Source organism: Mesorhizobium sp. M4B.F.Ca.ET.058.02.1.1, from assembly GCF_003952505.1.
GTDB lineage: Bacteria > Pseudomonadota > Alphaproteobacteria > Rhizobiales > Rhizobiaceae > Mesorhizobium.
Genome location: NZ_CP034450.1, coordinates 2397979 through 2410485, shown reverse-complemented (window position 1 = coordinate 2410485; position 12507 = coordinate 2397979). Strand labels below are relative to the sequence as shown.

The window sequence follows — 12507 nt, the reverse complement described above, 5'->3', positions numbered from 1 at the left end:
GCATACGCCCAGGCCCTACGATCGAGCGGCCGGGGCAGCGGAGGAGCAATCGGCATGTATAAGGCACCGGTCGAGGATATCGCCTTCACGCTGAAGCATGTGGCCGGGCTGAAGCCGGCATTGGATTCCGGCACTTTCGGCGATCTCGGCGAGGATTTGGTCGACGCCATCCTGGCCGAGGCCGGCCGCTTCGCCAGCGAGGAGGTGGCGCCGCTCTATAAGATCGGTGACGAGCATGGCGCGGTGCTCAAGGACGCGGCCGTCACCACCCCGCCCGGCTGGAAGGAGCTTTACCGGCGCTGGATCGAAGGCGGCTGGAATGCGCTGTCCGGTCCGGAGGAATTCGGCGGCCAGGGCCTGCCTACCATGCTCGGCGTTGCCGCGCTCGAAATGTGGAATTCCGCCGCCATGGCCTTCGGCATCGGCCCGACGCTGACCATGGGCGCGGTCGAGGCGCTGGACAAGCACGCCTCCGAGGCGCTGAGGCAAAAATATCTGGCGAAGCTCGTCTCCGGCGAGTGGATGGGCACGATGAACCTGACAGAGCCGCAGGCCGGTTCCGATCTCGCTGCTCTGCGCGCCCGCGCCGAGCCGGCCGGCGATGGCACCTATCGCATCTTCGGCCAGAAGATTTTCATCACCTATGGCGAGCACGATTTCACCGACAACATCGTCCACCTGGTACTGGCACGGCTGCCCGACGCTCCCGCCGGCACGCGCGGCATCTCGCTGTTCCTGGTGCCGAAATTCCTGGTCGCTGACGACGGCTCCCTCGCCGCCCGCAACGATGTCTTCTGCTCCGGCCTGGAACACAAGCTCGGCATCCATGCCTCGCCGACCTGCACCATGATCTATGGCGACGGTTTCCAGAACGCGACCCCCGGCGCGATCGGCTGGCTGGTCGGCGAGGAGAACAAGGGGCTGGCCTGCATGTTCACGATGATGAACAACGCCCGCCTTGCCGTCGGCATGCAAGGCGTGGCGGTGGCCGAGACCGCGACGCAGAAGGCGATTACCTACGCCAACGAGCGTCGGCAGGGCAAGGCCTCGGACTATGAGGGGTCGGGCATGGCGCCGATCGTCCATCACCCGGACGTGCAGCGCAATCTCCTCACAATGCGGGCGTTGACCCAGATCGCCCGGGCTATCAGCTATTCCTGTGCCCATGCCATTGACCGCGCTCGGGTCGGCGAAGGCGAGGCGGCCGCCAACTGGCGCGACCGCGCCAATCTGCTGACGCCGCTTGCCAAGGCATTTTCCACCGATGTCGGCGTCGAGGTCGCCTCGCTCGGCGTCCAGGTGCATGGCGGCATGGGCTTCATTGAGGAGACGGGCGCGGCCGCCCTTTATCGCGACGCCCGCATCGCGCCGATTTATGAAGGCACCAACGGCATCCAGGCGATCGATCTGGTGGCGCGCAAGCTGCCGCTCGGCGGCGGCGAACACGTGCATCGCTACATCGGTGAATTGAAAGCGGTCGCCGATGGCGTGCGCACTTCCAATGTCGCGGGTTTTGGCCACACCGCCGACAATCTCGACCGGGCGCTCGCCGATCTCGACGAGGCGACGCGCTTCCTGCAGAAGCTGATGGCAGACGGCAAGGCCGATGCCGCGATGGCCGGTGCCACGCCCTATCTTCGGCTGATCTCACTTACCGCCGGCGGCGCATATCTGGCGCAGGGCGGACTCGCAGACCATGGCCGAGTTCCGCTTTGCCGCTTCTTTGCCGAAAACCTGCTTGGCGAGACCCGCGCCCTGAAGGAGCGCATCATCGATGGCGCTGAAAGCCTTGCCGCGGCCGGCAAGGCGTTGATCTCAGCCTGAAACATCCGGACATTCGAAGGAACTGGACCGTGACCGACCATATCCTCATCGAGCGCCAGGGCGCCGTGCAGATCATCCGCATGAACCGCCCGGACAAGAAGAACGCGCTGACGCGCGCCATGTACGCGAAGATGTCGACAGCCCTTGCCGAGGGCGATGCCGATCCTGCCGTTCGCGTGCACGTCTTCCTCGGCGTACCCGGCGCCTTTTCCTCCGGCAACGACCTTGCCGACTTCATGGTCATCGCCACCGGCGGCGAGGGCGGCACGGAAGTCTGGGATTTCCTGATGGCGCTGGCCAAGACGCAGAAGCCGATGGTGTCGGGCGTCGACGGCATCGCGGTCGGCATCGGCACTACGCTCAACCTTCATTGCGACCTGACATTCGCCACATTGCGCACCGTCTTTCGCACGCCATTCGTCGATCTCGGTCTGGTGCCCGAGGCCGGCTCGAGCCTGCTCGCGCCGCGGATACTCGGACAGCAAGGCGCCTTCGCCCTGCTCGGCCTGGGCGAAGGCTTCTCCGCCGAGCGGGCAAAGGCCGCCGGCTTGATTTACGACGTAGTCGAGGAAGGCGCGCTGGAAGCCGCGGTTCTGGCCGCTGCCAACGAGATCGCCGCCAAGCCGCCGCAGGCGCTCAAGATCGCGCGCGACCTGATGCGCGGCTCGCGCGACGATCTCGTCGCCCGCATCAGGGTCGAGAGCGAGCATTTCCGCGAACGTCTGAAATCCGACGAGGCCCGCGCCGCGCTCACCGCATTCATGACCAGGAAGAAGGGCTGACCGAAAGATCGCCGCAGCGCTCCGACAAGCCAGGGGCGCCCGCAAGTTGTGCATTGTCTGAAAAACTCACGCATGGCGTGATTTTGACCTGTACATGCAACTACTCGCGCCCTATCTCACGAGCAGGCGGCAGGGGTGTCCTACGAGGCGGACAGGACATGAGCCGAGACGTTGCCATCGATGCACGACCAATCAAAACAGTGCGAGGGCGTTCACTGACTGATTGAACGCCTCGACATGCTTGCCGATGCTGCAAAGCCGCTGGCGCTGACCTTAAAGCTCTGGTGGCGCTTCTGGCCGCAATTGGTCGCCCTGGTGCTTCTGGGTACCGTGTTCGGCGACCTGTTCATGCAGATCGCCGCGCGCACTGCCCTTGTCAATCATATGGCGGGGCTTGCCTTGCTGACACTGGTTGCGCTGACGCAGCTCATTGTCACCGTCGCCATGTTCCAGACGCTGCTGCCCGCCTTGACGGCAACGCGTGTGGCACAGCAGGCGGCGCGTGGCGAAAGCGAAGCGCAGCCTGGTACAGGTGGCGCGCGACTGGCACGCATGGTCACCGTCGCGCTGCTGCCCTTCTTCGCCTACTACGCTGCCTGGGGGTTTCTCGGCGACACGGTTCGGCAGTATTCCCGCGTCACGCTCGACATGGCGCCCTTCGGCGAAGGGGCCGGCAACGTCCTCGATGTGCTCGATTCGCGCTGGCTGATTTTTTCGGTCGCGATCTCGTGGCTGATCCGGCGCTTGGCCGCCAGCATGCAGACGCGCGGCGGATCTCGCTCCTTCTGGCAGATTGTCGTGGTCATCTGCGAGACCAACTGGATCTTCATTGGTCTGTATGTGATTTCGCGCTGGAAGGACGAGATCGTCGGCTGGATCATGAGCCGCAACATCCTGTCCGTCCTGCAGGCCGCCGCGGAGAGTATGGCCAATCCGGTCGCAAGCGCCTTTGCCGATCCCATGGTTCCGGTCGAGGTCACCTCCATCGACACGACCACCAGGCTGGTCAACCTGTTCTTCTATATGCTCCTGCCAGTGATCTGGCTGGTGCTCGCGGCATTGATCTACGGCTACGACGTGCGCGACGACAAGGAACTGATGCGTGTGCACAGGCGCGTCGAACATTTCGGCGAGCGCTACCGCGCCATTCCGAAATTCCTGCGCGATTTCGTCGAGCACTTTATCTCCGGCTATCGCTCGCGCTATCTGCCGATCGCCAATGGCGTGCGCATCACGCTGAGCTCGGGCGTGGTGCTCATTGTCACGCTGATCGTCGGATATCGCCTGATCGACTGGCTGGCCGCCTGGGCGTGGCTCGGAATGACACGCGTCATCGGCCCGCATGAGCTAGACACCTGGCAGGTGCTGTCGGAGGGCGTTTCGCTGCTCTTCGGCAGCCCGTTCCAGGATTCTTCGACCGGCATTCTCGTCGAGCCGATAAGAATCTGTTTCCTCGCCGCGATCCTGGAAACGGCATTCGCGCTGCCCAAGCGCCAGACAATTGACAGCATGCAGCCGGCCGGCTCCCCGGCCGGTGGAGAGGCCGAGGCCCAGAATGTTTGAAGACGCCCGCTCCCGCCTGAAGGCATGGTTGGTGGCCGGCATCGGCACAGTGGCGGCGATTGGGGTAGCCGGCGTCATGGGCGCCTTCGGCGCAAGGCAAGAGCCGCTGCCGGTTCTGGTGCCCGCCAGCGGAATCGAGACGGGCCAGTGGCTGCTCAGGTCGCTCAAGGCCTATTCGACCGAAGGCGAGAACCCCTACGGCGTACCGCTGAAGCCTGGCGCCAAGGCGCTGGTCCTCGAGCTCGAAATGACCAACCACACCGCCAAGTCGACAAAGGATTATTTCGACCTGCTGCAGGCCGCCCAGGCAACCGTCGATCCGACGACGAGACCGTTCATCGTGCTGACGCGTGATTCCACGCTGTCACCGGAACTGCACCCCGGCATGCCGGAGCGCATGGCCTATGTCTGGCAATTGCCGGACGGAGCGGCACCGCCGGCAAGCCTCGACCTGACGGTCATCCGCAAGACCTACAAGCAGCGCGACAATCTCTACGGCCTGCCCGGCTGGTTCAATCCGGCACCGGTCGGCACGCTGAAGCTGCCGGTTGGCAGCGGGCCTAGTGCCGCGGATATCCGGCCATGATGCGCAAACTGGCGAACATCGTCCTGCTGCTCGTCGCAGTGTCGCTCTGCTACGGCCTGCAGGTGTCGAAGCCGCACTATGGCGACCTTGTCGGGCCGATCCCCGCCCGCGGCTCGCTCGGCGACATGGCCGTCGGGCGAAGCTTCGAGGTCCGGGCCGAAAAGGTCGAATTCGCCCGAAAACTGAAAGTTGACAAGTTCGGTGACAGCAAGGTTTTGACCACAGGCGGCATCTGGGCCGTGGTCACGGTGGAGTTTGCGGCGCCGGCGCAATCGACGACGGTAGCGGTCGCGTCCTGGCGCGGGTCGACAGGCCTGACCTATGACCAGACCGAGCGGCTGTCCTTCGCCGATGGACTCCTTCCCGTGGCCATCGACCCCGGCCTGCCGAGGAAGGCGAGGCTGATCTTCGAGCTGCGGCCTGACGAAGTCAGCGATGCCACTCTGCTGGTTTCGGAAAAGCTGATGTCCGCACTCGACTCGCGGGCCGAGATATCGCTCGGGCCCGTCGCGATTGGACCCGACGGCTTGCCGCCCGGCACGGTAGACACACTGGACATGACGCAGCCGATCTGAGGGATATCGAATGGCGGCAGAAATTCTGGATCGGGAGAGCGGGACGAGCGAGCGGAAATGGCGCCGCCGCAGCCTGTGGTCGCTGCTGCTGCTTATCCCCTTGGCCTTGGCAATTGAGGCTTACGACAGTGTTAGGACGCTGCTTGGCAACAACGATCTCTTCGCCCGAAGCGTTGTCTGGGGAGAGAGCGCCCATTTCGGCGGCAGCGACTGGAAGCTAACCGATTTGCGCGGCGCCTTTGGCATGGCGAACCTGCCGCCGGATTCGGTCCCTGTGCTGGCCGACTTCTCGGTGAAAGTGGGCGATCCCGATCTGCAAAAACTCTGGATCGGCTGCAGGATAGTGCTGATGGACAAGGACGGTCGGCGTTGGTCGCCGACATCGGCGGTATCGCTGAAAACGCAGGACCACGTGCAGACCTGCACGTCGGCGATCTTCTCCGGCGCCAAGAGCGGCGACACCCTCAACCTGCGCGAGACCTTCCTGGTGCCGAAACAGGCGACAAGGACGATACGGCCGGCCGTCGGCGTCGCCAGCGAGCGGCCGCATTTCCTGCTGTTCCAGTTGGAAAAGGATTGATCCGGCCACCCGTCCGTCACTGTCACGGATAGAGGCGCGTCTTGTCCCAGCCACCTTCCGCGTTGCGCGTGAAGACCAGGCGGTCGTGAAGGCGGAACGGCCGGTCGTGCCAGAACTCGATCGTCTGCGGCACGATGCGGAAGCCGGACCAGTGTTTTGGCCGCGGGATCTCGCCGATTGGATAGCGCGCGGTGTATTCGGCCACCGCCTTCTCCAGCGCGAAGCGGCTTTCCAGAGGCCGCGACTGTTTCGAGGCCCAAGCGCCGATGCGGCTGCCGCGCGGCCGCGTCGCGTAGTAGGCATCGGCCTCGGCATCGCTGACGATCTCCACCGGCCCGCGCACGCGCACCTGACGGCGCAGCGATTTCCAATGGAAGCACATCGCCGCCTTCATGCTGCCAAGAATCTCGCGGCCCTTGGCGCTCTCGAAATTCGTGTAGAAGACAAACCCGCTTTCGTCGAACCCCTTGAGCAGCACCATCCGCACATCAGGCATGCCGTCGGCATCGACGGTCGCCAGCGCCACGCCGTTGGGGTCGTTGGGCTCGCTTTTGGTCGCGTCCTCCAGCCATGTGGCAAAGAGGCGGAATGGCTCGGCGGCCTCGGTAAAGTCACCGCTTGTTAACTCAGTTTCGCTCATAGTTTTCCAAATTCTTACCGTTGGCGGAGGACTTTGCCTGTTGTCGCGCATCATGCAAGCTTTTGACAGCAGGCAAAGGAGCGGTTTCGCTTCGGCCAGCGGCAAGCTCATGGTCGCGGCCATGGTCCTTCCGCTTGCCGCTTGCGGCGCGGGCGGCTTCAGCCTTCAGAAGGCGGAAGTCGACCGTTCGATCGTCACGTCGAGCGCACCTGCCTCGCCCGCCGTGCCGGCGAACAGCGACAAGGACTCGGATCAAACCACCATCGGCAATGCCGTCTCTTCCGCCGATATCGAGGAACTCGGCGGCCAGGCGGTGCCGTGGGCGAATGCCGGCACCGGCTCGCGCGGCTCCATCACCGAGCTGGTCGAGTTGAAGGACAACGACCAGACTTGCCGCAGCTTCACCGCTTCGCGCGAAAGCTTCGACGGGGTCTCGCTGTTCAAGGGCGAGCTCTGCATGGCGGGCGCTGGCGGATGGCACATGCAGGACTTCAAGGCGCTCTGATTTTCGCCTGCCGATCTTGCCTTGCGCCACTGGAATTTCTTCCTATGCAAGCGCATATAGGGAGCAACCGTGGACTCATTTTCTCTTGCAGGCAGGAAGCATGCGCGACCCCTATGAGGTGCTGGGCGTTGCCAGGAACGCATCGGCCAAGGACATAAGATCGGCATACCGCAAGCTCGCCAAGAAGCATCATCCGGACCAGAATCCGAATGATCCCAAGGCGAAGGACCGTTTTGCCGCCGCCAACCAGGCCTACGAGATCGTCGGTGACGAGAAGACTCGCGCCGCCTATGATCGCGGCGAGATCGACGCCGACGGCAAGCCGAAATTCCAGGGTTTCGAGGGTGCCGCCGGAGGTGGCGATCCGTTCGCCGGATTCCGCCGCCAGCAGGGCCCGGGCGGCGCGCATTTCGAATTCCGCTCAGGCAGGCCGGGCGGCGATCCGTTCGATGGCAACAGCGACATCTTCAGCCAGATCTTCGGCGATGCCTTCTCCGGCGCCCGTGGCGCCGGCCCCAGCGGCGCGCGAACAGGCGACCGTCGCCAGCCGGCCCAGGCCGCTGACCTCAATGTCACGCTCGATGTCACCATCGAGGAGGCGGCCACCGCCGAGAAGGTGACGGCGATGTTCCCCGACGGTCGCAAGGTCGCCGTCAAGTTGCCGGCCTATGTCGAGGACGGTCAGACCATCCGTCTGAAGGGCCAGGGCGAGCAGGGGCCGGGTCAGCCGGGCGATGCGCTGGTCAAGATCCATTTCCGTCGCCACCCGCGCTACCGTGTCGAGGGCCGCGACCTGCACGCCGACCTGCCGGTGGCGCTGGCCGATGCCGTGCTGGGCGCCAAGGTTGCGGTCGAGACGCCGACCGGCCGCCTCGCGGTCAATGTCCCGGCATGGTCGAGCTCCGACAAGGTGCTGCGGCTCAAGGGCCGGGGCTTGCCGGAGAAAACCGGCGGCCATGGTGACCTCTACGTCCATGTCAGGCTGATGCTGCCCGAGGGCGGTGACAGCGAGTTGGAAGCGCTGATGCGCCGCCAAAACGGCTGACCTTCGAAGTTTTCTCCCCCGGACAGTCCGCTATGGGCGCTTGAAGGGGCCTTGTGCCTGTGCGATAGGGCTCTCCACAAAGCAGACATTCTTGCGGAGAACGCTCACATGGCGGGTGGACAGGGCCTTATGGCCGGCAAGCGCGGGCTGATCCTCGGCGTCGCGAACAATCGGTCGATCGCCTTCGGCATCGCCAAGGCCTGCGTCGATCACGGCGCCGAGATTGCGCTGACCTATCAGGGCGAAGCCTTCAAGAAGCGCGTCGAGCCGCTGGCGGCGGAACTCAACGCGCATGTCGCCGGTCATTGCGACGTCACCGATCCGGCAAGCCTCGATGCCGTTTTCGACGACATCGCCAAGCATTGGGGCAAGCTCGACTTCCTCGTCCACGCCATCGCCTTTTCCGACAAGGACGAGCTGACCGGCCGCTATGTCGAGACGACGCGCGACAATTTCTTGCGCACCATGGACATTTCGGTGTTTTCCTTCACCACCATCGCCAAGCGGGCCGAGCCGCTGATGGTCGATGGCGGCTCGCTGTTGACGCTGACCTATTACGGCGCCGAAAAAGTGATGCCGCACTACAACGTCATGGGTGTCGCCAAGGCTGCGCTTGAAGCGAGCGTCCGCTACCTCGCCGTCGACCTCGGCGCCAAGAAGATCCGCGTCAACGCCATCTCGGCCGGCCCGATCAAGACCCTTGCCGCCTCTGGCATCGGCGACTTCCGCTACATCCTGAAGTGGAACGAATACAATGCGCCGCTGAAGCAGACGGTCACCCAGGAAGAGGTCGGCGATTCAGGCGTCTATTTCCTGTCGGATCTGTCGCGCGGTGTCACCGGCGAGGTCCATCACGTCGATTCAGGCTACCATGTCGTCGGCATGAAGGCGGTCGACGCGCCCGATATCTCGACCGTCAAGGAATAGTCTCCTCGAGCTGGCATCCCCCCGCCTGCAGTCTGTCGTGATCTTTCGCCGGAAGACCTGATGTATCCGCTCGTCTACATCGTGCGCCACGGCCAGACGGAGTGGAATGCCGAGCGTCGACTGCAGGGCCAGGCAGACACCGACATAAACGCGCTGGGGCGCGAGCAGGCGACCCGGAATGGGATCCGACTGGCCGAGTTCGTCGACAATTCGGACGATTTCGACTTTGTCGCCAGCCCGATGCGGCGCACGCGCGAGACGATGGAGCGGTTGCGCGCGGCGATGGGTCTCGATCCGCTTGCCTACCGCACCGATCCGCTGCTGGTCGAAATAAGTTTCGGCGACTGGCAGGGCTTTACCTTCCGCGAGCTCGAGGCCAGGCTTCCCGGCTCGACGCAGGGGCGCCGCTTCGCCAAATGGGACTTCCAGCCGCCCGGCGAGGGCGCCGAGAGCTACCAGATGCTGCTCGAGCGGATAAAGCCATTCTTCGACGCCCTGGACCGGCAGACGGTCTGCGTCACTCATGGCGGCGTCATGCGCTGCCTGTTCCGCTTCGTCGAAGGCCTGTCCAAGCAGGAGGCGGCAAGCCTCGAAATCCCGCAGGACCGCTTGCTCCGGCTGCAGGGTCGGACCCTGGAGTGGTTGTAGGGCGGACTGTGGAAGGTGTGGCGATTCAGGTCAGGCCAGCATCATCTGAATCAATTCGCGTCACTGTCCGGCAACTGCATATCGGTGACCACGTTCTCGCCATTGGTCACGTCATAGGCAATCACAATGTCCATGCCCGGCTGCAGCGCGTCGAGATCGGTTTCGGCATTGAGCTTGTAGGACTTGCCGTCATCCAGTGTCAGCGTCAGCGTGTCCTTGTCGACCTTCTTGATCAGGCCTTCGGTCTGGCCGGCGAATGCAGCGGCGGTGGAAATCAGCAACATGGCGGCAACAGCGCCAATCAGGGTACGCATCGTCGTCCTCTTTGGTCATTGCGCCGGCACTATGGCGGCGGATCCTCAACGGCGGATGGAAGAGAGCAGAAACCAACCGAATGTGTCAAAACTAAATCCGCCGGATCACAGTTTGATGCACCGGATCACGGTTCGATCACTGTGGAAAACGCCAATGAGAGGTAGCCCTCAGTGGGCGCCGCCGGGCGGCAAGGAGAACGGGGAGCCGGGAACGGACGTGTCGAGCCGTTGCTGCGCGAACGGCAGTCCGAGCCTAAAACTCATTGATGAGGCGCGAGCCGTCCAGCCGGGTTTGGGCGGCTCGACATATTTCGACAGGTGAATCTCCACCGAGCCGGCATTCTGCGGGCTGCCCAGTATCAGACGGACAAGTTTTTCGTTGGCGACAAATCTGTAGTCGCGGACGGGGAAAAGCCGCCTGCCATCGATCGTCGCGGACGTTTCGACTGTTATTGCATTGCTCTCAGGCGGAGCCTTCACGCCCACCAGATCGATTATCTGGATGGCATTGGGCTGTTGAACATCCAGCCTCACGGTTCTGTCTTCGGAGGTCGAGGCGAGTATCGGCACATCCCGACGCTGCGCGGTCACGGATGCGACGAGCAGGACTATGAGCGCGCCCGTCGCAACAGTGATTGCCTCCCTTCGGCCGAAAGCGGACGGCTTCAGCCTGTAGGCGACAATCCCCAACGCGATGGGAAACATCCACTTGTAGTAGTGGACGTTGAAATAGCGGAACATGCCGGTCGGGACGCTGTCCCGATAGCTCGCATAAACGATCAGATGCACGGCCATCATCAAGCCGGCCACCCGCATGAACAGGGGCTCCGGGAAAACGATCAGAACGATCGCAAGAACGACGGCGATGAACAGGATGGGGATCACGCTGATCCAATCGGCATTGAACTCCAGGAAATAGACCTGTGAGGCAACAAGAAGCGAAAAGAGCCGCTCCGGAACCTGGAAAATGTCGAAGCCAATTCCTCCTGCGACGGCCTGGAAATATGTGCCGGCCAGAGTTCCGGCGCTCAGGTAATTGAATGTTGCGAAGAACAGCACTGGCAAGGCAAACCCAGCCGCCCCGGCGCCTATGGAAACGATCCCGTTTCTGCGCGCGTCGGGTTCATTGCCCACTGCCATCGCCACGACAAGCGACGCATAGGCGATTGCAGCCGGAGCAGTCGTGGCGAAGTCCGCGGTACGAACGGGGATCTGGGCGCCGACAACAATGCCGAACAGGATCGCGTTGGTCGCGAAGGTCGATGCGGGGAGCGATGAATGCCTCAGCCGATCGAAGCGGTCGAGAAGTACAAGGGCCGCGGCGAGGAGGAACGCGCCAAGCGTGCTGGTCCACGGAACAACCCACTGAAGCCCGATGATCGGGTAACCGACCATGCCCGCCAATGTGAAAAGAGCTGCGGCGGCGGGCCCGAGGTGCGGTCGAAACAGGCGGAACACGAGCAGAAAGAAACCGGCCATCAGCGCGAGGTTGACCAGATAGAAGGGGTGCATTTCCGAAATTGGTAGAAAGAGCGCGCCGAAGAGGGGATAAAGCGGCGGATAGAAATGCGATGCGGGCCTGAGATCGAGGACGGCGAAGGCCTTCGCGGACTTCCAGTAGAGACCCTGGTCAATCCATCCCCACCAGCCCAGCGGATATTGCGCATTGTTGCCGGGAACGGAGGGATAGGTCAAATATCTGTACTGATAGAGGCAAAACAGGACGACGAGCGCCAATGGCAACGCCCATGCGTTGACCAGTCTCAGGACTGAAGATCCGCGCATGGAATGTACCGGCTAGGTCTGAGCATGATCGCCGGCAACGATGGCGATGTTCGAACTGAAGGGACCGAGCTTGATCCCCGTCATCCAGATGCGCGGCGCCTTGGCTCCCGGCCATTCTCGCCCGATCAGGTCGCGGCTGAGAAAATCCATGTTCTCCGGCTTGGTCCAATAACCCATCGATGATTTGCCGAGCAGCGCGCGGAATGCGGATGGCGAATAATGCAGAAGCGGCAATCCGGTGTGATGTTCGACCGGGAACCAGCGGTTGGGGACGGTGATGAAGACGGAGCGGGCAACCCGCAGGTGCTCCAGGATGAATTGCCTGCGCTCTTGCACTCCTCCAACATGCTCCAGCACCGCGTTGGACGTCGCTATGTCGAATGACTTGTCGGCAAAAGGCAGCGGCTCGTTGGGAATGATTTGCCGGAAGGTGGCGGAGGGGTAACGTGCCTTGACCTGCTCGCCGGTTCCGATCCCGGCGCAAGTCACTTTTTCTGGCCACGGGTAGGACTTTTCGAGGAAATTGGCGCCTTCATTCTCGTCGTCGGAAACGCCGATATCGAGAACGGTCGTTTGCGGGGAGGGGCGCATCTGTTCAATGAACAGATTGAACATGTTCCGCCTGGCGGTCTTGAGCAGGCGCATCGCAAACGAATTCGATGCCCCGTCGCGATAAAAGACGGAGTCGATATTCTCGTCTCGGGGCGCCCGATCCTGATCAGCGGCCATTTCC

At 63.1% G+C, this 12507-nt stretch carries 14 protein-coding genes; 10 read left to right on the top strand and 4 right to left on the bottom strand.

The window, feature by feature from the left end:
• The first annotated feature begins 54 nt into the window (after positions 1–54).
• The 6 genes from EJ073_RS12165 (at position 55) to EJ073_RS12140 (ending at position 5910) form a co-directional block, all read left to right on the top strand.
• A complete protein-coding gene (locus EJ073_RS12165; RefSeq protein WP_126055952.1) occupies positions 55–1824 on the top strand; it encodes an acyl-CoA dehydrogenase family protein in 1770 nt (589 codons plus the stop codon).
• 29 nt (positions 1825–1853) lie between these two features.
• On the top strand, positions 1854–2606 hold the full coding sequence (locus EJ073_RS12160) for a crotonase/enoyl-CoA hydratase family protein (protein WP_126055951.1): 753 nt from the start codon (positions 1854–1856) through the stop codon (positions 2604–2606).
• A gap of 237 nt (positions 2607–2843) precedes the next feature.
• Positions 2844–4169, top strand: a complete 1326-nt coding sequence (locus tag EJ073_RS12155) for a hypothetical protein (protein WP_126055950.1) — start codon at positions 2844–2846, stop codon at positions 4167–4169.
• Positions 4162–4755, top strand: a complete 594-nt coding sequence (locus EJ073_RS12150) for a hypothetical protein (RefSeq protein WP_126055949.1) — start codon at positions 4162–4164, stop codon at positions 4753–4755. The genes EJ073_RS12155 and EJ073_RS12150 overlap by 8 nt, the downstream gene beginning before the upstream one ends.
• On the top strand, positions 4752–5330 hold the full coding sequence (locus tag EJ073_RS12145) for a hypothetical protein (RefSeq protein WP_126055948.1): 579 nt from the start codon (positions 4752–4754) through the stop codon (positions 5328–5330). The genes EJ073_RS12150 and EJ073_RS12145 overlap by 4 nt, the downstream gene beginning before the upstream one ends.
• A gap of 10 nt (positions 5331–5340) precedes the next feature.
• A complete protein-coding gene (locus EJ073_RS12140) occupies positions 5341–5910 on the top strand; it encodes a hypothetical protein (protein WP_126055947.1) in 570 nt (189 codons plus the stop codon).
• A 22-nt stretch (positions 5911–5932) separates the two neighbouring features.
• Here the strand turns inward: EJ073_RS12140 and pdxH are convergent, their stop codons facing one another.
• Positions 5933–6550 carry a pyridoxamine 5'-phosphate oxidase gene (gene pdxH, locus EJ073_RS12135; RefSeq protein WP_126055946.1) on the bottom strand — a complete coding sequence of 206 codons (618 nt, stop codon included), beginning with the start codon at positions 6548–6550 and terminating at the stop codon, positions 5933–5935.
• Between the two features lie 40 nt (positions 6551–6590).
• Here pdxH and EJ073_RS12130 point away from each other — a divergent pair, with 40 nt between their 5' ends.
• From EJ073_RS12130 to EJ073_RS12115, 4 genes are all read left to right on the top strand, one after another.
• On the top strand, positions 6591–7055 hold the full coding sequence (locus tag EJ073_RS12130) for an RT0821/Lpp0805 family surface protein (protein WP_126055945.1): 465 nt from the start codon (positions 6591–6593) through the stop codon (positions 7053–7055).
• A 100-nt stretch (positions 7056–7155) separates the two neighbouring features.
• Positions 7156–8100, top strand: coding sequence for a J domain-containing protein (locus tag EJ073_RS12125; protein ID WP_126055944.1), 945 nt, complete (start codon positions 7156–7158; stop codon positions 8098–8100).
• A 108-nt stretch (positions 8101–8208) separates the two neighbouring features.
• The gene (fabI, locus tag EJ073_RS12120; RefSeq protein ID WP_126055943.1) at positions 8209–9027 is read left to right on the top strand and encodes an enoyl-ACP reductase FabI; all 819 of its coding nucleotides are present in this window, start codon (positions 8209–8211) and stop codon (positions 9025–9027) included.
• A 60-nt stretch (positions 9028–9087) separates the two neighbouring features.
• Positions 9088–9675 carry a histidine phosphatase family protein gene (locus EJ073_RS12115; protein ID WP_126055942.1) on the top strand — a complete coding sequence of 196 codons (588 nt, stop codon included), beginning with the start codon at positions 9088–9090 and terminating at the stop codon, positions 9673–9675.
• 50 nt (positions 9676–9725) lie between these two features.
• On the opposite strand, the gene EJ073_RS12110 is transcribed toward EJ073_RS12115, so the two are convergent.
• From EJ073_RS12110 to EJ073_RS12100, 3 genes are all read right to left on the bottom strand, one after another.
• The gene (locus tag EJ073_RS12110) at positions 9726–9989 is read right to left on the bottom strand and encodes a DUF1344 domain-containing protein (RefSeq protein WP_126055941.1); all 264 of its coding nucleotides are present in this window, start codon (positions 9987–9989) and stop codon (positions 9726–9728) included.
• 168 nt (positions 9990–10157) lie between these two features.
• Entirely contained in the window at positions 10158–11726 is a 1569-nt protein-coding gene (locus tag EJ073_RS12105; RefSeq protein ID WP_126055940.1) for a hypothetical protein, read from the bottom strand.
• Positions 11727–11786: 60 nt separating this feature from the next.
• A complete protein-coding gene (locus EJ073_RS12100; protein WP_126055939.1) occupies positions 11787–12503 on the bottom strand; it encodes a methyltransferase domain-containing protein in 717 nt (238 codons plus the stop codon).
• Positions 12504–12507: the final 4 nt, after the last annotated feature.

Bases quoted from the DNA above. Each gene is read 5' to 3' on its own strand.
- EJ073_RS12110 (WP_126055941.1), bottom strand. From the start codon at position 9,989: ATGCGTACCCTGATTGGCGCTGTTGCCGCCATGTTGCTGATTTCCACC.
- EJ073_RS12155 (WP_126055950.1), top strand. From the start codon at position 2,844: ATGCTTGCCGATGCTGCAAAGCCGCTGGCGCTGACCTTAAAGCTCTGG.
- EJ073_RS12115 (WP_126055942.1), top strand. From the start codon at position 9,088: ATGTATCCGCTCGTCTACATCGTGCGCCACGGCCAGACGGAGTGGAAT.
- EJ073_RS12145 (WP_126055948.1), top strand. From the start codon at position 4,752: ATGATGCGCAAACTGGCGAACATCGTCCTGCTGCTCGTCGCAGTGTCG.
- EJ073_RS12165 (WP_126055952.1), top strand. From the start codon at position 55: ATGTATAAGGCACCGGTCGAGGATATCGCCTTCACGCTGAAGCATGTG.
- EJ073_RS12150 (WP_126055949.1), top strand. From the start codon at position 4,162: ATGTTTGAAGACGCCCGCTCCCGCCTGAAGGCATGGTTGGTGGCCGGC.
- EJ073_RS12140 (WP_126055947.1), top strand. From the start codon at position 5,341: ATGGCGGCAGAAATTCTGGATCGGGAGAGCGGGACGAGCGAGCGGAAA.
- fabI (WP_126055943.1), top strand. From the start codon at position 8,209: ATGGCGGGTGGACAGGGCCTTATGGCCGGCAAGCGCGGGCTGATCCTC.
- EJ073_RS12125 (WP_126055944.1), top strand. From the start codon at position 7,156: ATGCGCGACCCCTATGAGGTGCTGGGCGTTGCCAGGAACGCATCGGCC.
- pdxH (WP_126055946.1), bottom strand. From the start codon at position 6,550: ATGAGCGAAACTGAGTTAACAAGCGGTGACTTTACCGAGGCCGCCGAG.
- EJ073_RS12100 (WP_126055939.1), bottom strand. From the start codon at position 12,503: ATGGCCGCTGATCAGGATCGGGCGCCCCGAGACGAGAATATCGACTCC.